The organism is Yimella radicis, assembly GCF_054778255.1.
This window is the reverse complement of record NZ_BAAGZR010000008.1, coordinates 162,552-183,332: the sequence shown is the minus strand read 5'-3', so window position 1 is coordinate 183,332 and position 20,781 is coordinate 162,552. Positions and strand designations below refer to the sequence as shown.

Sequence of the window (20,781 nt, the reverse complement as noted above, 5' to 3'; positions counted from 1 at the left end):
CACTTGATGAACGACTCCCGTCTCTCCGATTCGATCTTCGGAGAGGGAGAAGACCGCGGGCAGCCGGCCGGGAAACTTCCCGACCGGCGGGAGCCGGCCGCGCAATCGCGTGCGCAGGCGCGTGACATGCGTCCGTTCGCGCAGGCTGACAACCCAGAGGGTCCTAACCGTCGCAACCGCTCCTGCCTGGTGATGGCTCTCGCGAGCGTGCTGGTTCTCGGTGGTTTCGGGCTGGCTCTCAAGACCGTGGGCACCGACCTCATTCCCAGCATCGGCGCAGGCAGCTCCGGCGGTGGTGATTACGCGGGTGAGGGCACCGGTACGGTCGAGGTCAAGGTCAAGCCGGGGGACTCCGGCCATGCCATCGGGGTCGCTCTGAAAGAGGCCGGCGTCGTGAAGTCCGCCGGAACCTTCGCCTCCGTCGCCGGGGCGAACCCGGAGTTCTCCAAAGTGCAGCCCGGCACGTACAAGATGAAAAAGCAGATGAGTTCGCAGTCGGCGCTCAACCTGCTGCTCGACCCCGCAACCCGCATGTCCAAGGGCGTGACAGTGCGTGAGGGCATGTGGGTGAGCGAGATCTTCGCGACCCTTTCCAAGCAGACCGGTGTTCCGGTGGTCGAGTACAAGAAGGTCGATCCGAAGACGCTCGGCCTGCCGCCGGCCGCTGACGGCAAGCTCGAAGGCTTCCTGTTCCCCTCCACCTACGAGTTCGAGCCGAGCGCGACCGCGTCCGAGCAGCTCAAGGCGATGGTCGCACTGGGTAAGAAGCAGCTGAACCAGCTCGGCGTCCCGGCCGACCAGTTGCGCAAGACCGTGATCGTGGCGTCGTTCGTCCAAGGTGAGTCGCGGCTGGGTGCCGACGGCGCGAAGGTGGCGCGCGTGATCGACAACCGCGAGGAGAAGGGGATGCCGCTGCAGATGGACTCCTCGATCCACTACATCACCCAGGAGCGCGGCACCGTCACCACCACCGACAAGGAACGTAACGACAACAGCCCGTACAACACCTACAAGCATCGGGGTCTGCCCCCTGGCCCGATCAACAACCCGGGTCTGGAAGCGCTCAAGGCAGCGGCCAAGCCCGCCACCGGACCGTGGCTCTACTTCGTGACGGTGAACCAGGAGACCGGCGAGACGAAGTTCGAGACCGACTACGGCGCCCACCTGAAGAATGTTCGTGAGTTCCAGGCCTGGTGCCGGAACAACCCGGGCAAGTGCTGATCCGTCGGGCGGCAGTGCTCGGTTCGCCGATCAAGCACTCGCTGTCGCCGGTGCTCCACCGGGCGGCGTACGAGGCATTGGGGTTGGACGACTGGCGCTACGAGCGGTTCGAGGTCGACGAGTCCGCCCTGGCGGAGTTCGTCGGATCCCTCGGTACGGAGTGGGCGGGTCTCTCCCTCACGATGCCGTTGAAGGAGGAGGCGCTCGTCCTCGCTGCGCACTGTGATCCGATCGCGCTCCAGACCGGTGCGGTCAACACGCTTGTCCCCACCGAGTCGGGTTGGCACGGCTACAACACCGACGTCCACGGGGTGGTCGCCGCTCTGCAGGACGCCGGGGTGGGAACGGCCGCGACTGGCCGTGCACTCGTGCTGGGTTCGGGCGCGACTGCCCGGTCGGTGTTGGCCGCACTGGCCGAACTCGGCGTGCTGGACGTGACCCTCGCCGTCCGCAAGGACGTGCGCGCCTCGACACTCGCCCAGGCCAGTGATCACGCAATGACCACCGACGTCGTCTCACTGACCGACGCCGGCGTGCACGCACACGGATACGACCTGGTCATCAGTACCCTTCCGCCCGGCGGCGCGGACGGCTTCGCGGGGGTGGCAAGCGCGAGTCCGGTGCGTGCCCGGACCGGAACGGTGTGGATGGACGCCGTCTACGCCGGCTGGCCGACCGCCTTCGCCGATTCGGGTGAGCACACCGGCGCTCGTGTCGTCTCCGGTCTGGAGATGCTGATCCACCAGGCTGTGCGACAGGTCGAGTTGATGACCGGCCGGGTTCCGCCGCTGAATGCCGTCCAGCAGGCTGGACACGCTGCACTCGCGGCCCGCGAGGCGTGAAAAGATCGCGCACATGTTGCGCTGGTTGACCGCAGGTGAGTCCCACGGGCCGTGCCTGACCGCCGTTCTCGAAGGATTGCCCGCAGGGGTCGAGGTGTCCTCGTCCGATCTGCAGGCTGCTCTGGCCCGCCGCCGTCTCGGCCATGGTCGGGGGGCGCGGATGAAGTTCGAGCAGGACGAGGTGTCCTTCGGTGGCGGTGTGCGCCACGGTCGCACCCTCGGGTCGCCGATCGCGATCACGATCGCCAACACCGAATGGCCCAAATGGCAGGCCGTCATGGGTACCGACCCGGTCGACGAGGGCGCGATCGCTGCCGCAGACGACATCGGTGCGCCGCAGGAGCTCGCCCGTAACCGTCCGCTGACCCGTCCGCGTCCGGGCCATGCCGACCTCGTCGGTATGCAGAAGTACGGGTTCGACGAGGCGCGCCCCATTCTCGAACGTGCCTCCGCACGCGAGACCGCGGCACGCGTGGCCCTGGGAGCGGTGGCCGAGGCGTTCCTGAAGCAGGCTTACGGCATCGAACTGGTCTCGCACACCGTGTCGATCGGTACCGCCGGTTCGGCGCCCGATGCTTCGCTGCCGGTCCCGGCCGATGTCGAGGCGCTCGATGCCGACCCGGTTCGCTCGCTGGATCCGCACGGATCCGCTGCGATGGTGGCCGAGGTCGACGCGGCGAAGAAGGACGGCGACACGCTCGGTGGGGTGGTCGAGGTGCTGGCGTACGGGTTACCCCCGGGCCTCGGTTCGCACGTGCACTGGGACCGCCGCCTCGACGCACGGCTGGCCGGCGCCTTGATGGGGATCCAAGCGATCAAGGGTGTGGAGGTGGGCGACGGCTTCCTCACCGCGGCTCGTCGCGGATCCGCGGCCCACGACGAGATCGACCGAACCGACGCAGTGATCCGGCGGGCCTCCAACCGCGCGGGAGGTACCGAAGGTGGCATGTCGACGGGCGAGCCGCTACGGGTGCGTGCCGCGATGAAGCCGATCTCCACCGTCCCGCGTGCCCTGCGCACGGTCGACGTGAGTACGGGGGAGGCGTCGACGGCGATCCACCAGCGCTCTGACGTGTGCGCGGTGCCGGCGGCGGGGGTCGTGGCGCAAGCCATGGTGGCTCTTGTGCTCGCCGAGGCATGCGTGGAGAAGTTCGGCGGCGACAGCGTCGCCGAGACGGCCCGCAACCACCGCGCCTATCTCGACGCGATTCCCGAGCTGATGAAGTCCTTCGAGTCGCAGGAGGGATCGTGACTGTTCGTCCGACGGTTGTGCTGATCGGCCCGCCGGGGGCGGGCAAGTCGACGGTCGGGGCGCGCCTGGCGCAGACGCTCGGCACGGAGTTCGTCGATACCGACGCGCTCGTCGAGCAGACCGACGGTCGCACGATCAGCGACATCTTCGTCGAGGACGGTGAGCCTACGTTCCGCCGCATGGAGGCCGACGCGGTCGCCCGAGCCCTCGACGGTGCGGGCGTCGTCGCGCTCGGCGGGGGAGCGCCGATGCAGCCGAGCGTCGCCGAACTCCTGAGTGATCACCATGTCGTCTTTCTCGACGTCTCGATCTCGGACGCATCGGGACGCATCGGGTTCGATGCCTCCCGACCGTTGCTCGCCGTCAACCCGCGCGCCACCTGGACCCGGTTGATGAACGAGCGCCGTCCTACCTATGAGGCGCTCGCGAGCGTCCGCATCGACACCGCAGGGTGCACGCCCGAGCAGGTCGTCGAGCAGGTGAACGCCTGGTTGGCGCGCGAATCATGAGTGGCACCAAGGTGATACGGGTCGGTGACGAGTACGAAGTATTCATCGGACGTGGAGTCGCCGACCAGGTCGCCGACCACGTCGGGGACGCGATGCGGGTCCTGCTCGTGCACGCCCCCGCCGTGGCCGACAAAGCCGAACAAGTCGCAGCCTCGTTGCGAACCGGTGACCGCCAGGTGGTGGTTCGCGTCCTGCCCGACGCCGAGTCGGCCAAACAGATCAGCGTCGCCGCCGACCTGTGGGCGACCCTCGGACAGGCAGGATTCACCCGCACCGATGTCGTCGTCGCCCTCGGCGGCGGTGCCACCACCGATCTCGGCGGATTCGTCGCGGCCGGTTGGTTGCGGGGAGTTCCCGTGGTGCAGGCGCCCACCACCCTGCTCGGCATGGTCGATGCCGCGGTCGGTGGCAAGACCGGGGTCAACACGGCCGAGGGCAAGAACCTCGTCGGTGCGTTCCATTCCCCGTCCGCTGTGGTGTGCGATCTGGATCTGCTGCACACCTTGCCGTGGGCCGACCTGGTCGCCGGGTTCGCCGAAGTGATCAAGTGCGGTTTCATCGCCGACCCGCAGATCCTTCGTCTGATCGAAAGCGACCCCGAGGCGGCCTTGGACCTCGGCGGCGAGGTGTTGCCCGAACTCGTCTCGCGAGCTGTCGCCGTCAAGGCGCGTGTGGTGGCCGCCGACCCGCGCGAATCCTCGCTGCGGGAGATTCTCAACTACGGCCACACGTTCGCCCACGCCATCGAGCAGGTGGAGAACTACCGGTGGCGGCACGGTGACGCCGTTGCGGTCGGCATGGTGTACGTCGCCGAACTGGCCTGTCGCGCAGGCATGTTGGACGAGACGATCGTCGCGGAGCACCGCCGCATCCTCGACCTTGTCGGGCTGCCGACCCGCTACGAACCCGGCCGGTGGGACGAACTGCTGACCGCCATGTCGCGGGACAAGAAGACGCGCGGAGCCACCTTGCGTTTCGTGGTGCTCACCGACATCGCCGAGCCGGCGCGCCTCGAGGGCCCCGACCCGCAGTGGCTGCGCGAGGCGTACGACGCGGTCAGCTGAGTCCCACCGTTCGGCGCATCATTGCGCGGTGGCCGACGGGGGAGCGGTGCCACCGGTGGGTTCGCCGACCATAAGTTCGCTGATCTGGGATCGCCACGGTTCGCCCAGGCGTCCCCAGCCCGGCTCGTACTCGTAGATCTCGCCGACCGGCGTGCCCTTCCGGTTGCCGAGCATGAGCTCGACGTCGTCCTGTTCGAGCAGGCTCGGGTGCATGACGCCGACGGCCTCGCTCACCTTGAGCAGGTCACGGCGCATAGCGCGCAGGTAATTGGCGACGCGGACCGCCTTCAGCTCCGGGTCGAGGCCACGCTCCAGCCACTTGTTCTGAGTCGCGACACCGGTGGGGCAGGTGTCCTTGTGGCACTTCTGGGTCTGCAAACAGCCGATCGCGAGCATCGCTTCGCGGGCGACGTTGACCATGTCGATGCCGAGCGCGTAACCGACGGCCGCATTGCGCGGCAGACCCAGCTTCCCGGAGCCGATGAAGGTGAGCTGATCGGTGATGCCGGTCCTCGCGAACCGGGCGTACACCCGCGTGAACCCGATCAGGAACGGCAGCGCCACCGCGTCGCTGAAGACCAGCGGTGCTGCACCGGTGCCGCCTTCGCCGCCGTCGATGGTGACGAAGTCGACACCGCGCTGACCGTCGGCCATGGTCGCCGCCAGTTCGTCCCAGAAGGCGAGGTCGCCGACGGCCGACTTGATGCCCACCGGCAGACCAGTGCGTTGCGCGATGAGTTCGACGAAGTCGAGCATCGAATCGACGTCGCCGAACTCCGCGTGCCGGGACGGGCTGATGACGTCCTGACCGGCCGGGACGCCCCGGATCTCGGCGATCTCCTGGCTGACCTTGGCGGCCGGCAGCACGCCGCCCAGGCCGGGCTTGGCGCCCTGCGACAGTTTGATCTCGACGGCGCGCACGGGTGCCGGCTCCACCAGAGCTGCGAGCCGATCGATGTCGAACCGGCCGTGCTCGTCCCGACAGCCGAAGTAACCGGTGCCGATCTGGAAGATCAGGTCGCCGCCCTGACGGTGGTGCTTGGACAGCCCGCCCTCGCCGGTGTTGTGCAGGGCACCCGCTTGCTGCACGCCGGCGTTGAGGGCGTGAATCGCGTTGCCGGACAACGATCCGAAGCTCATCGCCGACACGTTCACGACGCTGCCCGGCCGGAACGCCTTCGCGCGTCCGCGGGGCGCGCCGAGGATCTTCGCGCTGGGCAGGACGACGTCGTTCCCGACGTGGGCGCCGGTCGGAGGGGGAGTCGGACTGAATGTGCGGTGCTTGATGATCGAGTAGCCCTCGTCGGTCTCGACGTTGTTGTCGGTGCCGAACGCGACGTAGTTGTTCTCGCCCTTCGCGGAGGCGTAGATCCAGGCGCGCTGGTCGCGGCTGAACGGCCGTTCCTCGTCGTTGGACGCCACGACGTACTGCCTCATCTCCGGACCGATCGTCTCGATCGCGTAGCGGGCATGACCGATCAGCGGGAAGTTGCGAAGCAGGGAGTGCTTGCGCTGCAGCACGTCGCGGGCGGCAACTCCGGCGGCTGCCATCAACGGCACGGCGGCGATCAGCGAACGGTTCATGAGGGAAGTCTGCCGTCTGCGCGCCTCGTCCGAGCCGGTCGGCCCCGACAGGTATGACCGGCGCCTGATCGGACGCGTGACCGGAGCACCGGTGTGCCGCCGGTACCATGGTCCAGTTCCCGGGCCGGTCGACCGTTGCTGGTCGCTGCCCAGACCTCGACGATGAAAGTGAACCGCGCGTGGCATCCACGAACGACCTGAAAAACGGAATGGTCCTCAAGATCGACAACGGGCTGTGGTCGGTCGTCGAGTTCCAGCACGTCAAGCCCGGTAAGGGCCCGGCCTTCGTGCGCACCAAGCTCAAGAACGTCCTGTCCGGCAAGACCGTCGACAAGACCTTCAACGCCGGCGTCAAGGTCGAGACCGCGAATGTCGACCGCTCCGACATGCAGTACCTGTACAAGGACGGCAACGACTACGTCTTCATGGACGTGAAGTCCTACGACCAGATCAACATCCCCGCCGAGACCGTCGGCGATGCAGCGAACTTCCTGCTGGAGAACCAGGAAGCCATCGTCGCCCAGAACGAGGGCACCGTGCTGTACGTCGAGCTCCCGGCCGCCGTCGTCCTGGAGATCACCCACACCGAACCGGGCCTGCAGGGTGACCGCTCCACCGGCGGCACGAAGCCCGCGACGTTGGAGACCGGCGCCGAGATCTCGGTGCCCTTGTTCCTGGAGACGGGCACGAAGGTCAAGGTCGACACCCGCGACGGTTCGTACCTCGGCCGCGTGAACTGACGTATGGGTGCTCGCACCAAGGCGCGTAAGCGCGCACTCGACCTGCTCTTCGAGGCCGAGCAGCGTGGCGTGAACGCGGTGACCCTGCTCGACGAGCGGGTCGAGGCGCCGGTGACCCCGGCGCCGCTGCCGGAATACACCGGCGACCTCGTGCGTGGAGTCGTGCGCAACTGGGCGGCGATCAACGACGCACTGACCACGTACGCCAAGGACTGGCCGCTGGACCGGATGCCCGCCGTCGACCGCAACCTGTTGCGCATCGGCGCGTTCGAGTTGCTCTACAACGACGAGGTGCCCGACCGCGTGGCGATCGCCGAGGCCGTCGGCCTCGCCACCGAGCTGTCGACCGATGAGTCGCCGAAGTTCGTCAACGGCTTGCTCAACCGGCTGGCCGAGGTCAAGGACACACTGGTCTAGAAGCGACCGGAGGTTCGGGGGAGGACGAGTGCGGAACCGCGCGCGCAGCAGCGCCGTCGCAGCTGATGTGACCGCGCTCGCCCCCGAACGATCGACAGCAGTTGCCTGCAGGGCTGCCCGCACGGCGCGTTGGGCGCTCGTCGACGTCGTTCGTGGTGTCGCGATCGTGGCGGTGGTGCTCTACCACCTGGTGTGGGACCTCGGCCATTTCGGCGTCACCGAGCACTGGGCCCGAACGCCGTCGGGGCGCATGACAGGACACGTCATCGCCGGCACCTTCTTGTTGCTCACCGGCGTGAGTCTCGCTCTGGCGCACCGGCATTCGGTCGATCTTCGGACGTTCGGACGACGGTTGCTCAAGCTGCTCGCCGCCGCGTACGCCATCACCGCGGTGAGCCTCGTCCTGGCGCCCCAGTTCATGGTGACCTTCGGGATCCTGCAGAACATCGCGCTCACCAGCGTGCTGCTCCTGCCTTTCCTTCGGGCCTCGCGGTTGGTGGCGATCGGCGCGGCTCTGATCAGCGCGGCGCTTCCGGCGATCGTCTCCATCGACTCGACATCGCGCTGGGTCACCTGGACGGGTCTGACGCCGACGCTCTCGCCGAGTCTCGACGTCCAACCACTGCTGCCTATGTTCGCGCTGTCGCTGCTCGGCCTCGTCCTCACCCGCACGTTGCTCGGCAATGAAGCCCTGCGGGACCGGGTGGCGTCCTGGCAGCCCACCGGCCCGGTCTCGACCGCGTCGCAGACACTCGGGCGGCACACACTCGCCATCTACCTTGCCCACCAGCCTGTGCTGTTCGGCGCTCTGTCCCTGCTTGTGTTGCTCGAACTCATCTAAGAGCCCGCAACGTGCCCAAGTCCCGGTCGCCGAGAGCATCTGCACGATAAGGTTTGCCGATCTGTCTCAATCCCCGGGGGGAATCGCACCGCATGGACCCTCACCGTCGAACCCGCCGGGCCGGCGTGGTGGCAGCAGTGCTGGCGGGTGTGCTCGCCACCGGCTGCAGTGGTGCTCGTTCAGCAGGCACGGCCGCCTCGACGTCCCCGGTAACCACCTCGGCCGGCACATCGAGCAGCGGATCGTCCCCGAGCTCGACGGCACTGAGGACGGCGTCCGCCAGCACGTCGACCAGACCGGCGACGACATCGACATCCATGACACGCGACCCGGTGGGCGAGGCGCTGTTTCGTCGGGGCCTGAGCGACGAGGTCGATGTGAGTACGCACGGCATGTCCAGCGTGCGGCAGGGTCGCTTCGTCGTCGTGGGTGATGTGCCACGCGGGCGCCTGGCTCAGATCGCGAGCACTGCCGTGAAGTTCGACGGCGAGGTCGCCGACTATGTCGACTCGGCCCCGAAGGAGCCGTTGCTGATCCTCGCGCCCGCGACGGCCGACCGATACAGCGAGTGGACCGACGGCGACGACGCAGCCGATCACAGCGGAACGGCGTTCACCGGTTCGGACACCGAGCCACCGTGGGTCGTGCTCTCGCCGTTGCTGTGGTCTGTGCAGTTGAAGGACGTCCTCGAAGGTCCGGGCGGCGAACTGGAAGCGACCGTCGTGCACGAGATGGTCCACGCCTACACCGACCCGCCGCACTGGACGCCGAAGTGGGTGATCGAGGGTTACGCCGAGATGGTGACCGCCGACGTCACCGAGTACTCCTGGGCCCCGGACCGGCTGCCGAAGCCGAAGCTGCCCGAGGATGCGGAGTTCGCCGGCCCCACTCAGGACGACTCCTACTTCCTGGCAGGCGACTTCTTGGTGTACCTGAGCGAGTTCTATTCCGTTGCCGACGTGACGGCGTTCTACTCCAGAGCTATGCGCGGCAATGTCGAGGACGAGTTCGAGAAAGCGTTCGCGGTCAAGCTTGTGAAGGCCGTGACGGCCTGGCAGTCGGACTACCGGGCGACCTACTCCGAAGGTGAGACGCCCGCGGCCTGAGCGGTTCTGCGGCCAATCGTTTCAGCAGGTCGTGATGCTTGGTCGGGACCGCCCGCCTGTCGGTACCGGGTGCGACCGGCAGTCGGATCTCGGCTAGGCTCGCACGCGCTCGGCATCCTTTAACGATTCCGTCCTGTGAGGCGGCGAAGGAGGTCCTGACGCCATGCGTCCTGACTCAACAGACTCCCCGTCCGAAGGCACCTCTTCCACGGGTCGAGTAGTCCTCAACTCCAGCGATATTCAGCGCGCGCTACGCCGGATCGCCCACGAAGTGGTCGAGCACAACAAGGGAGCCGATGACCTCGTCGTGCTCGGTATCCCGGCCCGCGGAGCGGTACTCGCCACACGCCTGGCCGACTCCCTGCGCGAGGTCGAAGGCACCGAGGTGCCCGTCGGCACGCTCGACGTGACGATGTACCGCGACGATCTGCGCCGCAACCCGGTGCGCACCGCGTTGCCGACGACCATTCCCGACTGCGGGGTCGATGACAGGGTCGTGGTGCTGGTCGACGATGTGCTGTACTCCGGACGTACCGTTCGAGCGGCACTGGACGCACTCGGTGACCTCGGCCGGCCGCGCGCCGTCCGGCTCGCCGTGCTGGTCGACCGTGGTCACCGTGAACTCCCGATCCGCGCCGACCACGTCGGAAAGAACCTGCCCACGTCCAGCCAGGAGCGGGTGTACGTGCGACTGACCGAATTCGACGATGTCGAGGACGAAGTGCGCATCGACGCCGGGAAGGCCGACATGAGCGAGGGGGACCAGCGATGAAGCACCTACTCTCGGCCGCCGATCTGTCCAAGGACCAGGTGCTCGAACTGCTCGACACCGCCGAGCAGATGCACGACGTGCAGCACCGCGATGTCAAGAAGCTGCCCGCGTTGCGCGGACGGACGGTCGTGAACCTCTTCTTCGAGGACTCCACCCGCACCCGATCTTCCTTCGAGATCGCCGGCAAATGGTTGTCCGCCGACGTCATCAACGTCTCAGCCAAGGGCTCCTCCGTCAGCAAGGGCGAGTCGCTTCGCGACACCGTCATGACCGTCGCCTCGATGGGGGTCAACGGGCTGATCATCCGCCACCACGCCAGTGGTGCCTCCGCCCAGGTGGCCCGGTGGGTCGATGCCGCCATTGTCAATGCGGGCGACGGCACGCACGAACACCCCACCCAGGCCCTGCTGGACGCGTACACGATGCGTCGCCGGCTGGGCGACCTCGAAGGCAAACACGTCGCGATCGTGGGCGACCTCACCCACTCACGCGTCGTGCGCAGCAATCTGCTGCTGCTGCGCACGCTCGGAGCGCAGATCACGCTGGTCGCGCCGCCGACGTTGATGCCGAGTGGTATCTCCGATTGGGCCGCGGCAGAGGGATTCTCGATCACCGGCGAGCTCGACCCCGTGCTGCCGACGATCGACGTCGCGATGATGTTGCGGGTGCAGAAGGAACGGATGAGCGGCGGCTACTTCCCGACGCCCCGTGAGTACACCATCGGCTACGGCCTGACCCGCGACCGATTGCGCAAGCTGCCGGAGCATGCGGTGATCTGCCACCCCGGCCCGATGAACCGTGGCCTGGAGATCGCGGCCGACGCCGCCGACGAAGCCCGCTCGGCGATCCTGGACCAAGTGTCCGCCGGTGTCGCCGTCCGGATGAGCGTTCTGTACCACCTGCTCGGAGGAAACGCGTGAGCACCGAAGACACCACCGAAAGCAGCGCCTACCTGATCAGGGGTGCTGACATCCTCGGCCGCGGAGCCGGCGACCTGCTGCTGGCCGACGGTGTGATCCGTGGGCTCGGCTCGATCGACGCACCTGCCGACGCGATCGTGCTCGACGCGGACGGCCTGGTCGCATTGCCCGGACTGGTCGATCTGCACACCCACCTGCGCGAGCCCGGCCGGGAGGACGCCGAGACGGTCGCCACCGGATCCGCCGCCGCGGCGGCCGGTGGGTTCACCGCCGTCCTGGCGATGGCGAACACCAACCCGGTGACCGATACCGCCGAGGCCGCGGAGCACATCCACGACCTGGGCCGCCGCTGCGGTCTGGTCGACGTTCATCCCGTCGGCGCCGTGACCAAGGGCCTGGCCGGTGAGGAACTCGCCGAACTCGGCCTCATGCACCGCAGCAACGCCGCGGTCAACGTCTTCTCCGACGACGGCAAGTGCGTACACGACGCCCGGCTGATGCGCCGCGCGTTGGAGTACGTCCGGGCCATCGACGCAGTCATCTCCCAGCACAGTCAGGATCCGCGCCTGGCCGACGGACAGGCTTGCTGTCACGAGGGCGAACTGTCCGGACGCCTGGGACTGCCCGGCTGGCCGGTCGTCGCCGAAGAAGTCATCGTGGCACGCGATGTGATGCTCGCCCGGCACACGAACTCTCGGGTGCACGTGGCGCATGTGTCGACGGCCGGTTCGGTCGAGGTGATCCGTTGGGCGAAGGCTCGGGGCATCAAGGTGACCGCCGAGGTCACACCGCACCACCTGATGCTGACCACGGACCTGCTGGCTACCTACGACCCGACGTTCAAGGTGAACCCGCCGCTGCGCCCGAACGAGCACGTGCAGGCGCTGCGCGAGGCGCTCGCCGACGGCACGATCGATGCCGTCGCAACCGATCACGCCCCGCACGCGCGCCACGACAAGGAGCACGCGTTCGGCGAGGCAGCCTTCGGCATGTTGGGTCTGGAGCAGGCGCTGCAGGTGGTCAACACGGTGATGCACCGGGACGGCACGTTGGATTGGGCGGGGGTCGCCGACCGAATGTCCGGTGCACCCGCACGGATCGCCGGGCTCGCCGGTCAAGGGCGCCCGCTTGCCGAAGGGGAGCCGGCCAACCTGGTGCTCTTCGATCCGGAAGGTCAGGTCGTCATCGACGGCGCTGCCTCGCAGTCGCTGTCCCGCAACAACCCGTGGCACGGACGCACCCTGCACGGACAGGTGGTCGCCACCTTCCTGCGCGGTCGCGCCACTGTGCTCGATGGAGAGGTCAACTCGTGAATTCCGTTGTGAACCAAACCCGCTCGCTCGACGAGAGGGAGCGGGCGGTGCTCGTGCTGGAGGACGGCACGAGGTTCGAGGGTGAGGCCTACGGTGCCGTGGGCAGCACGTTCGGAGAGGCCGTTTTCTCGACCGGCATGACCGGCTACCAGGAGACACTCACCGACCCCAGCTACCACAAGCAGGTCGTGGTCATGACCGTGCCGCACGTCGGCAACACCGGCGTCAACGACGACGACGCCGAGAGCAAGCGCATCTGGGTGAGCGGCTACGTGGTGCGTGACCCCGCCCTGCGCCCGTCGAACTGGCGCTCGCAGCGCACGCTCGAGGACGACCTGCGCGAGCAGGGTGTGGTCGGCATCTGCGGCGTCGATACCCGGGCGCTCACCCGTCACCTGCGCGAGCGGGGGGCCATGCGGGTCGGGATCTTCTCCGGACCCGCCGACATCGAGGGCGACCTCGTCGAGAAGGTTGCCGAGCAGCCGTTGATGGCCGGGGCCGAACTGGCGTCCGAGGTCTCCACCGAGCGGGCCTACGTCGTGCCGGCAGTGGGGGACAAGCGGTTCACCGTGGCCGCGCTCGACCTGGGCATCAAGGCGATGACCCCGCAGCGGATGGCCGAGCGAGGCATCGAGGTCCACGTGCTTCCGGCGACCTCGACCATCGAGGAGATCCGGGCCGTGAACCCCGACGGCGTCTTCTTCTCCAACGGCCCGGGTGACCCGGCGACGGCCCCGCAGGTGGAGGTGCTGCGCGAGGTGCTGCGCGCCGGGATTCCGTTCTTCGGCATCTGCTTCGGCAACCAGTTGCTCGGGCGAGCGCTCGGGTTCGGCACGTACAAGCTGAAGTACGGCCACCGTGGCATCAACCAACCGGTGATGGACCGTCGCACCGGCAAGGTCGAGATCACCGCGCACAACCACGGCTTCGCGGTCGATGCGCCCCTCGACGGGGACGTCGAAGCCCCGGCCGGCGCCGAGTTCGGACGCGTCCGCGTCTCCCACGTGTGCCTCAACGACGACGTGGTGGAGGGCCTGGAGTGCCTGGACATCCCAGCGTTCTCGGTGCAGTACCACCCGGAAGCTGCCGCCGGTCCGCACGACGCCGCATACCTGTTCGACCGCTTCGTCGAACTGCTCGAAACCACTGCAGGAGGCAAGCACTGATGCCCAAGCGCGAGGACATCAAGTCGGTCCTGGTGATCGGCTCCGGCCCGATCGTCATCGGTCAGGCCTGCGAGTTCGACTACTCCGGCACCCAGGCCTGCCGGGTGCTGCGCGAGGAGGGGATCCGGGTCGTCCTGGTCAACTCGAACCCGGCGACGATCATGACCGACCCGGAGTTCGCCGACGCCACCTATGTCGAGCCGATCACCCCGGACGTCGTCGAGGCGATCATCGCCAAGGAACGCCCGGATGCGGTGCTGGCCACCCTCGGGGGCCAGACCGCCCTCAACACGGCGATCGCCCTGCACGAGCGCGGTACGTTGGAGAAGTACAACTGTCCGCTGATCGGTGCGAACGTCGAGGCGATCGAACTCGGTGAGGACCGGGAACGGTTCAAAGGTGTCGTCGAGCGCTGCGGCGCCGAGTCGGCGAAGTCGAAGATCTGTCACTCCATGGACGAATGCCTCGACGCCGCAAAGGAACTCGGTTACCCGGTCGTCGTCCGTCCGTCGTTCACGATGGGCGGTCTCGGCTCTGGTTTCGCCTACGACGAGGATGACCTGCGCCGCATCGCCGGCGCCGGTCTGCAGTACAGCCCGACCACCGAGGTGCTCCTGGAGGAGTCGATCCTCGGCTGGAAGGAGTACGAACTCGAGGTGATGCGTGACCACGCCGACAACGTCGTTGTGGTGTGTTCGATCGAGAACCTCGACCCGATGGGCGTGCACACCGGCGACTCGATCACCGTCGCCCCGGCGCTGACGCTCACCGACCGCGAGTACCAGAAGCTGCGCGACATCGGCATCGCCGTGATCCGCGAGGTCGGTGTCGACACCGGCGGGTGCAACATCCAGTTCGCGGTCAACCCCGCCGACGGACGCATCATCGTCATCGAGATGAACCCGCGAGTCTCGCGATCGTCCGCATTGGCTTCCAAGGCAACGGGATTCCCGATCGCGAAGATCGCGGCCAAGATGGCGATCGGCTACACGCTCGACGAGGTTCCGAACGACATCACCGAGCAGACCCCGGCCAGTTTCGAGCCGACGCTCGACTACGTGGTGGTCAAGGTGCCGCGGTTCGCGTTCGAGAAGTTCCCTGCGGCCGACCCGACGCTGACCACCACGATGAAGTCGGTGGGCGAGGCGATGTCGATCGGCCGCAACTTCACCGAGGCCCTGCAGAAGGCGCTGCGTTCGATGGAGCGCAAGGACGCGACCTTCCACTGGCGCAAGGACATCGCGCCGACCATCGAGGCCGGGCGCGAACTGCTGGAGCAGGCGAAGACACCGACCGACGGACGAATCGTCCTGGTGCAGCAGGCGTTGCGTTCCGGGTTGTCTGTGCAGGAAGTGCACGACGCGACCGGTATCGACCCGTGGTTCTTGGACCAGATCGAGCTGATCAACCAGATCGCCACGAAGGTGGAACAGGCCGACCGGCTCACCCCGCAGCTGCTGCGCCTGGCGAAGCGGCACGGCTTCTCCGACATCCAGTTGGCGCAGCTCACCGGCACCCCGGAGGCGGTCGTCCGCGGCGTCCGTCACGCGCTCGGTGTGCGTCCGGTGTTCAAGACGGTCGACACGTGCGCGGCGGAGTTCCAGGCGTCCACCCCCTACCACTACTCCACCTACGACCAGGAGAACGAGGTCGCGCCGCGCGAGAAGCCGGCCGTCCTCATCCTCGGGTCCGGGCCCAACCGCATCGGTCAGGGAGTCGAGTTCGACTACTCCTGCGTGCACGCGTCGTTCGCTCTGCGCGAAGCGGGTTTCGACACGGTCATGGTCAACTGCAACCCCGAGACCGTCTCCACCGACTACGACACCTCCAGCCGGCTCTACTTCGAGCCGCTGACCCTGGAGGACGTCCTCGAGGTCTTCCACGCCGAGAAGCAGGCCGGCCCGATCGCCGGTGTGATCGTGCAACTCGGTGGGCAGACGCCGCTCGGGCTGGCGAAGGCACTCAAGGACGAAGGTGTGCCGATCGTCGGCACCTCGCCCGAGGCGATCGATCTCGCCGAGGACCGCGGAGCCTTCGGACGCGTGCTCGCCGAGGCCAACCTCCCGGCGCCCAAGCACGGCATCGCCTACAGCGCCGCCGAGGCGGTCGGGGTCGCGAGCGACATCGGCTACCCGGTGCTGGTGCGGCCCTCGTACGTGCTCGGTGGACGCGGCATGGAGATCGTCTACGACGACGACACGTTGCGCGAGTACGTCACCCGGGCGACGACCGCTTCGCCGGAACACCCGGTGCTGGTCGACCGCTTCCTGGACGACGCCATCGAGATCGACGTCGACGCGCTCTTCGACGGCAACGAGATGTACCTCGGCGGCATCATGGAGCACATCGAGGAGGCCGGTATCCACTCCGGTGACTCCGCCTGCACCCTGCCGCCGGTCACGCTCGGCGCGCAGGAGATCGAACGGGTGCGCGAGTCCACCCGTCGTCTCGCCGAAGGCATCGGCGTCCGTGGGCTGATGAACGTCCAGTTCGCCCTCGCGCAGGACATCCTCTACGTGCTGGAGGCCAACCCCCGGGCCAGCCGCACCGTGCCGTTCGTCGCCAAGGCGACCGGAGTGCCGCTGGCGAAGGCGGCCGCACGCGTGATGCTGGGCGCGAGCATCAAGCAACTGCGCGACGAAGGGCTGCTCCCACAGACCGGCGACGGCTCGGAACTGCCGAGCCACGCGCCGATCTCCATCAAGGAGGCGGTGCTGCCGTTCAAGCGCTTCCGCACCCGGGAGGGCGACGTCGTCGACAGCCTGCTCGGCCCGGAGATGCGTTCGACCGGTGAGGTGATGGGTATCGACCGCGACTTCGGCTCGGCGTTCGCCAAGGCCCAACTCGGCGCGATCAGCGGATTGCCGACGTCCGGCGTGGTCTTCGTCTCCGCCGCGAACCGTGACAAGCGCGCGATGATCTTCCCGGTGAAGCGGCTGACCGACCTCGGGTTCACCGTGATGGCGACCGGCGGTACGGCAGAAGTGCTGCGCCGCAACGGAATTCCGGCACAGGTGGTGCGCAAGCACAGTCTCGGACGCGGCGCGGACGGTGAACCGACGATCGTCGACCGCATCCTCGCCGGCGAGGTCGACATGGTGTTCAACTCGCCCTCGGGCGGTGGAGCACGGGCGGACGGCTACGCGATTCGTGCGGCGACGACCAGCATGGACCGGCCGATCATCACCACCGTGCAGGAACTCGGTGCCGCGGTGCAGGGCATCGAGTCGTTGCAGACGGGGGAGATCCGGGTGAAGCCGCTGCAGGCTCACGCCGCGGATCTCGACCTGTACGGCCGGACGGGCGCAGCGGGTGCTGGTCACCAGCAAAGCTGAGGTCATCGCGACCCGGCGGATGGGCGCGTTCCGGCACCTGACACTGGTCGCGCCGCAGATCGCCGACATCGCCAAACCGGGTCAGTTCGTGTCCGCCGCGGTCGGTGGTCACGCCTCGGCGCTGGTCGGGCGACGCACCGTCCCGATCAGCAACGCGTCACCCAGTGGCACGTACGGCGGCACGGTCGAGATCATCGTCGACTCCGACGGTGACGCCGGCGTCCGGTGGCTTGCCGAACGTCGAGCCCACGACGAGGTCGACCTCATCGGGCCGATAGGTCGGCCGTTCCCGTTGCCGTCGAGCGCGGTCGATGCGGTCGTCGTCGGGGTCGGTGCGAGTGCTGCTTCGCTGAGCTGGCTCGCCGGCCAGTTGCGTGATCGGGGCTGCCGGATCGACCTGGTGCTGGGTGGCACCGATGACCGGCACCTGGTGGGAGTCGTCGAGGCCCGCCGCATCGTCGGCAACGTGTCCGTCGTGCTGCCGTCAGCTGACACCGGCCTGTCGGAGCAGGTGGCCGCGGCCGTGCGTCAGTTGCTGCGCACCGGTGACTCGTCTGTGGTCTACGCGGCCGGCAGAGCGCCGCACCTGGCCGCAGTGGCTGCGGTGGCGCAGCCGTTCGGTGTCGTCGTCCAGTGCTGCATCGACGAGGAAATGCCCTGTGGTACAGGACTGTGCGGTAGTTGCGAGGTGCCGGTGCAGTCGAAATCGGGCGACCGGCATTCGATCCGTTGCTGTACCGAGGGCGCTGTCCTTCGTGCCGACCGGGTGCGTTGGCCGCTGTACCTGCAGGACCTGTCCGGCATCTCGACCGTGGTGGCGTCATGAGCGCCGCACTCGACGCGCTCGCGGTGGACGTCGGTGGGCTGCGTCTGAAACACCCGGTGATGGGTGCCTCCGGTTGCGTGGCCTTCGGGCGCGAACTCAAACGCCTGGGCATCGCCGACGATCTCGCGGCCATCGTCACTCCGTCGATGACCGCCAGCACCCGACCGGCCTCACGACGCGGGGTGCTGCGGGAGTCGGCGAGCGGTCTGCTCGCACCCACCGAGCGTCCCTCGTTGGGCGTCGACCGATTGCGACCGACCGCGTTGCCATGGGACGACGATGCGATCGGGCAGGTCGTGGTGTCGATCGCGGGCACGACGATCGGCGAATACGCCGAAGTGGCACGGGGATTGTGGCGCAACTCGCTCATGCGCAGGGTCGCAGCTGTCGAGATGAACCTGGCGTGCCCCGACGCGAAGAACTCCGCACGGCCGTTCTCGCACGACGAGTTCCAGGCGACCAAAGCGGTGGCCCGGGTGCGCGAGGAACTCCCGCGCTCGGTGCCGCTGCTGGCGAAGCTCAGCGCCGACGTCACGGACGTCGCCGACATCGCCCGTGGGTGCGTGAAGGCCGGCGCGACGGCGATCGTGGTCGGCAGCCCGTTGCGTGCGATCGGTCGTCCCTCCGGTCCGCACCAGCACATCGACGTCGTTGCCCCCAGCGGTGGCCTGTCCGGCCCGGCGATCCTGCCGGTCACGTTGCGCGCGATCTGGGACCTGCGTGCCGCCGTCCGTTCGGGACGTCTGGCCCCCGTGCATCTGGTTGCCGTCGGGGGAGTGAGCAGCGCGGCGGACGCACTCGCGGCGCTCGCCGTCGGCGCCACCGCCGTGCAGTTGGGCACGGCTCTGCTGCACGATCCGTCCAGCGCGCGCTCCGTCGTCGATGGTCTGTCAGAACACTTGAGTCACAACGGAATCGACAGCGTGCTCGACCTCGTCGGGCTCGCTCACGAAGGGTGAACGATGCAGACCTCGACCCAGACCTCGATGCAGACCTTCGGCTCACGCCTCAGCGCCGCCATGAACCAGCACGGTCCGTTGTGTGTCGGCATCGACCCGCACGCGGCTCTGCTACGGGACTGGGGGTTGACCGACGACCTCGACGGTCTGCGTGAGTTCGCGCTGCGATGTGTCGAGGCGTTCGGTGGGCACGCAGCGATCGTCAAACCGCAGGCGGCCTTCTTCGAACGATTCGGATCGGCCGGCGTCGCCGTCCTGGAAGAGACGTTGGCCGGGCTGCGTGCGGCCGGGACGTTGAGCCTGCTCGACGTCAAGCGGGGCGACATCGGCAGCACGATGGACGCGTACGCCGCGGCGCACCTGGGGTCGGCGGCGCCGACGCGGGCGGACGCCATCACGGTGAGCCCGTTCCTCGGCGTCGGCAGTCTCGAGCCGGCGTTCGAACTCGCGCGTGCGACCGGCTCCGGCATCTTCGTGCTCGCGCTCACCAGCAATGCAGAGGGCGCGCAGGTGCAACACGCACGGCAGCGCGACGGGCGCACGGTCGCGCAGACGGTGATCGACGCGGTCGCCGACCTCAACGACGCGACCCCGGCCGACCGCCGGGTCGCCGACATCGGGCTGGTGGTCGGCGCGACGACCGGCAAGGACATCGCCGATCTGGGTCTGGGCGACGCCCTCGAACAGTGTCGCGGGCCGCTGCTGGCGCCGGGCCTCGGGGCGCAGGGCGCGACCGTCGAGGACATCGCTCGCGCCTTCGGTGCGGCGTCCGCACAGGTGCTGCCGTCGGCGTCCCGGTCGGTGCTCGCGGCCGGTCCGGACGCTGCTTGTCTGCGGGAGGCGTTGCGTGCGACCGCGGCCCACGCCGCCGCGGCCCTGGGCTAGGGTCTGACCGGACGCCTTCGGGCGTCGAGCGAACGTCGGTCAGGATCGAGCGGCGATCGATTGACCTGAACACCTCTGTGGCCCAAGGAGATTTCGCGTGGCACTTCCCGAGTTGACGCCTGAGCAGCGCGCCGAGGCTCTGGCGAAGGCGGCGGAGGCCAGGCGCAGACGCGCCGCCGTGAAGAACCGGCTGAAGAACTCGCAGGGATCGCTGCAAGAGGTCATCGACAGCGGTCGCAGCGACGAGATCATCGGCAAGATGAAGGTGTCCGCCTTGCTGGAGTCCATGCCCGGCGTCGGCAAGGTCCGCGCAGCGCAGATCATGGACGAGATCGGGATCGCCTCGACCCGTCGGGTGCGTGGTCTGGGCAACCACCAGATCGCCGCTCTGTTGGAGCGTTTCGAGAAGCGCTGATGTCGACCACCGCCTCCAACTCATCCCCGTCCGGCGCGGCGCCCCTGTTCGTGCTGGCCGGCCCGACCGCCGTCGGGAAGGGCACGGTCGCGGCCTACATCAGGCAGAACTACCCGAAGGTGTGGCTGTCGGTCTCGGTCACCACACGGGCCCCGCGTCCCGGTGAGGTCGACGGCGTCCACTACCACTTCGTCGACCAGGCCGAGTTCGACCGGATGGCCGAACAGGACGAACTGCTGGAGTACGCGATCGTGCACGGCCGGGCCAGTTACGGCACCCCGCGCCGTCCGGTGCAGGACGCGATCGAAGCCGGCCGCCTGCCGTTGCTCGAGATCGACCTGCAGGGCGCACGCCAGGTGCGCGAACGGATGCCGGACGCCTTCTTCGTGTTCCTGACGCCGCCCAGCTGGGACGAACTCGTGCACCGACTCATCGGCCGCGGCACCGAATCCGCGCAGGAACAGGCCGTCCGGCTGGAGACCGCGCGCGCCGAACTGGCTGCCCAGAAGGAGTTCGACGCCACCATCGTCAACGAGGATGTTGGGGTTGCCGCCGCAGAACTCGTAGACTTGATGGAGCGGCACGCTTCGGCGGCCCGCGCAACGCACTGAAAA

At 68.1% G+C, this 20,781-nt stretch carries 21 protein-coding genes; 19 read left to right on the top strand and 2 right to left on the bottom strand.

Annotated elements, in window-relative coordinates:
- Positions 1-6: 6 nt before the first annotated feature.
- From mltG to aroB, 5 genes are read left to right on the top strand one after another with little or no spacing between them, the layout of a single operon-like run.
- Positions 7-1,221, top strand: coding sequence for an endolytic transglycosylase MltG (mltG, locus tag ACYU8W_RS06875; protein ID WP_499467738.1), 1,215 nt, complete (start codon positions 7-9; stop codon positions 1,219-1,221).
- Complete coding sequence (locus ACYU8W_RS06870) at positions 1,215-2,063, top strand: shikimate dehydrogenase (RefSeq protein ID WP_499467736.1); 849 nt, start codon at positions 1,215-1,217, stop codon at positions 2,061-2,063. The genes mltG and ACYU8W_RS06870 overlap by 7 nt, the downstream gene beginning before the upstream one ends.
- A 13-nt stretch (positions 2,064-2,076) precedes the next feature.
- A complete protein-coding gene (aroC, locus tag ACYU8W_RS06865; protein ID WP_499467734.1) occupies positions 2,077-3,315 on the top strand; it encodes a chorismate synthase in 1,239 nt (412 codons plus the stop codon).
- Positions 3,309-3,824: a shikimate kinase gene (locus ACYU8W_RS06860; RefSeq protein ID WP_499467816.1), complete on the top strand. Its 516-nt coding sequence runs from the start codon at positions 3,309-3,311 to the stop codon at positions 3,822-3,824. Before aroC ends, ACYU8W_RS06860 begins: the two co-directional genes overlap by 7 nt.
- Positions 3,821-4,888, top strand: a complete 1,068-nt coding sequence (aroB, locus tag ACYU8W_RS06855) for a 3-dehydroquinate synthase (RefSeq protein WP_499467732.1) — start codon at positions 3,821-3,823, stop codon at positions 4,886-4,888. The genes ACYU8W_RS06860 and aroB overlap by 4 nt, the downstream gene beginning before the upstream one ends.
- 18 nt (positions 4,889-4,906) lie before the next feature.
- On the opposite strand, the gene ACYU8W_RS06850 is transcribed toward aroB, so the two are convergent.
- The gene (locus ACYU8W_RS06850; protein ID WP_499467731.1) at positions 4,907-6,472 is read right to left on the bottom strand and encodes a glutamate synthase-related protein; all 1,566 of its coding nucleotides are present in this window, start codon (positions 6,470-6,472) and stop codon (positions 4,907-4,909) included.
- A gap of 179 nt (positions 6,473-6,651) precedes the next feature.
- Between ACYU8W_RS06850 and efp the strand changes: the two genes are divergently transcribed.
- From efp to ACYU8W_RS06835, 3 genes are read left to right on the top strand one after another with little or no spacing between them, the layout of a single operon-like run.
- Entirely contained in the window at positions 6,652-7,212 is a 561-nt protein-coding gene (efp, locus tag ACYU8W_RS06845) for an elongation factor P (protein WP_129625013.1), read from the top strand.
- A 3-nt stretch (positions 7,213-7,215) separates the two neighbouring features.
- Positions 7,216-7,629, top strand: a complete 414-nt coding sequence (nusB, locus tag ACYU8W_RS06840; protein ID WP_129625014.1) for a transcription antitermination factor NusB — start codon at positions 7,216-7,218, stop codon at positions 7,627-7,629.
- A 28-nt stretch (positions 7,630-7,657) separates the two neighbouring features.
- Positions 7,658-8,470 carry a heparan-alpha-glucosaminide N-acetyltransferase gene (locus ACYU8W_RS06835; protein WP_499467728.1) on the top strand — a complete coding sequence of 271 codons (813 nt, stop codon included), beginning with the start codon at positions 7,658-7,660 and terminating at the stop codon, positions 8,468-8,470.
- Positions 8,471-8,570: 100 nt separating this feature from the next.
- Here ACYU8W_RS06835 and ACYU8W_RS06830 read toward each other — a convergent pair whose 3' ends face one another.
- Entirely contained in the window at positions 8,571-8,789 is a 219-nt protein-coding gene (locus ACYU8W_RS06830) for a hypothetical protein (RefSeq protein ID WP_499467726.1), read from the bottom strand.
- On the opposite strand from ACYU8W_RS06830, the gene ACYU8W_RS06825 reads away from it, so the two are divergent.
- From ACYU8W_RS06825 to gmk, 11 genes are all read left to right on the top strand, one after another.
- Positions 8,788-9,576 carry a hypothetical protein gene (locus ACYU8W_RS06825; RefSeq protein ID WP_499467724.1) on the top strand — a complete coding sequence of 263 codons (789 nt, stop codon included), beginning with the start codon at positions 8,788-8,790 and terminating at the stop codon, positions 9,574-9,576. The genes ACYU8W_RS06830 and ACYU8W_RS06825 overlap by 2 nt on opposite strands.
- Before the next feature lie 163 nt (positions 9,577-9,739).
- Complete coding sequence (gene pyrR / locus ACYU8W_RS06820) at positions 9,740-10,348, top strand: bifunctional pyr operon transcriptional regulator/uracil phosphoribosyltransferase PyrR (RefSeq protein WP_129625018.1); 609 nt, start codon at positions 9,740-9,742, stop codon at positions 10,346-10,348.
- Positions 10,345-11,268 (top strand): aspartate carbamoyltransferase catalytic subunit, encoded by a 924-nt coding sequence (locus ACYU8W_RS06815; RefSeq protein WP_499467722.1) that lies wholly within the window; start codon positions 10,345-10,347, stop codon positions 11,266-11,268. Before pyrR ends, ACYU8W_RS06815 begins: the two co-directional genes overlap by 4 nt.
- On the top strand, positions 11,265-12,581 hold the full coding sequence (locus ACYU8W_RS06810) for a dihydroorotase (RefSeq protein WP_499467720.1): 1,317 nt from the start codon (positions 11,265-11,267) through the stop codon (positions 12,579-12,581). The genes ACYU8W_RS06815 and ACYU8W_RS06810 overlap by 4 nt, the downstream gene beginning before the upstream one ends.
- A complete protein-coding gene (carA, locus tag ACYU8W_RS06805; RefSeq protein WP_499467718.1) occupies positions 12,578-13,747 on the top strand; it encodes a glutamine-hydrolyzing carbamoyl-phosphate synthase small subunit in 1,170 nt (389 codons plus the stop codon). Before ACYU8W_RS06810 ends, carA begins: the two co-directional genes overlap by 4 nt.
- A complete protein-coding gene (gene carB, locus ACYU8W_RS06800) occupies positions 13,747-17,082 on the top strand; it encodes a carbamoyl-phosphate synthase large subunit (RefSeq protein ID WP_499467716.1) in 3,336 nt (1,111 codons plus the stop codon). Before carA ends, carB begins: the two co-directional genes overlap by 1 nt.
- Positions 17,060-17,908 carry an iron-sulfur cluster-binding protein gene (locus ACYU8W_RS06795; protein WP_499467714.1) on the top strand — a complete coding sequence of 283 codons (849 nt, stop codon included), beginning with the start codon at positions 17,060-17,062 and terminating at the stop codon, positions 17,906-17,908. The genes carB and ACYU8W_RS06795 overlap by 23 nt, the downstream gene beginning before the upstream one ends.
- The gene (locus ACYU8W_RS06790; RefSeq protein ID WP_499467712.1) at positions 17,905-18,867 is read left to right on the top strand and encodes a beta/alpha barrel domain-containing protein; all 963 of its coding nucleotides are present in this window, start codon (positions 17,905-17,907) and stop codon (positions 18,865-18,867) included. Before ACYU8W_RS06795 ends, ACYU8W_RS06790 begins: the two co-directional genes overlap by 4 nt.
- 3 nt (positions 18,868-18,870) lie before the next feature.
- Complete coding sequence (pyrF, locus tag ACYU8W_RS06785; protein ID WP_499467710.1) at positions 18,871-19,752, top strand: orotidine-5'-phosphate decarboxylase; 882 nt, start codon at positions 18,871-18,873, stop codon at positions 19,750-19,752.
- 97 nt (positions 19,753-19,849) lie between these two features.
- Entirely contained in the window at positions 19,850-20,167 is a 318-nt protein-coding gene (gene mihF, locus ACYU8W_RS06780) for an integration host factor, actinobacterial type (protein ID WP_129625023.1), read from the top strand.
- Entirely contained in the window at positions 20,167-20,778 is a 612-nt protein-coding gene (gene gmk, locus ACYU8W_RS06775) for a guanylate kinase (protein ID WP_129625024.1), read from the top strand. The genes mihF and gmk overlap by 1 nt, the downstream gene beginning before the upstream one ends.
- The last annotated feature ends 3 nt before the right edge of the window (positions 20,779-20,781 follow it).

Bases quoted from the DNA above. Each gene is read 5' to 3' on its own strand.
- nusB (WP_129625014.1), top strand. From the start codon at position 7,216: ATGGGTGCTCGCACCAAGGCGCGTAAGCGCGCACTCGACCTGCTCTTC.
- aroB (WP_499467732.1), top strand. From the start codon at position 3,821: ATGAGTGGCACCAAGGTGATACGGGTCGGTGACGAGTACGAAGTATTC.
- pyrR (WP_129625018.1), top strand. From the start codon at position 9,740: ATGCGTCCTGACTCAACAGACTCCCCGTCCGAAGGCACCTCTTCCACG.
- ACYU8W_RS06825 (WP_499467724.1), top strand. From the start codon at position 8,788: ATGACACGCGACCCGGTGGGCGAGGCGCTGTTTCGTCGGGGCCTGAGC.
- ACYU8W_RS06815 (WP_499467722.1), top strand. From the start codon at position 10,345: ATGAAGCACCTACTCTCGGCCGCCGATCTGTCCAAGGACCAGGTGCTC.
- mltG (WP_499467738.1), top strand. From the start codon at position 7: ATGAACGACTCCCGTCTCTCCGATTCGATCTTCGGAGAGGGAGAAGAC.
- ACYU8W_RS06850 (WP_499467731.1), bottom strand. From the start codon at position 6,472: ATGAACCGTTCGCTGATCGCCGCCGTGCCGTTGATGGCAGCCGCCGGA.
- aroC (WP_499467734.1), top strand. From the start codon at position 2,077: ATGTTGCGCTGGTTGACCGCAGGTGAGTCCCACGGGCCGTGCCTGACC.
- ACYU8W_RS06790 (WP_499467712.1), top strand. From the start codon at position 17,905: ATGAGCGCCGCACTCGACGCGCTCGCGGTGGACGTCGGTGGGCTGCGT.
- carB (WP_499467716.1), top strand. From the start codon at position 13,747: ATGCCCAAGCGCGAGGACATCAAGTCGGTCCTGGTGATCGGCTCCGGC.
- ACYU8W_RS06830 (WP_499467726.1), bottom strand. From the start codon at position 8,789: ATGGATGTCGATGTCGTCGCCGGTCTGGTCGACGTGCTGGCGGACGCC.
- gmk (WP_129625024.1), top strand. From the start codon at position 20,167: ATGTCGACCACCGCCTCCAACTCATCCCCGTCCGGCGCGGCGCCCCTG.
- pyrF (WP_499467710.1), top strand. From the start codon at position 18,871: ATGCAGACCTCGACCCAGACCTCGATGCAGACCTTCGGCTCACGCCTC.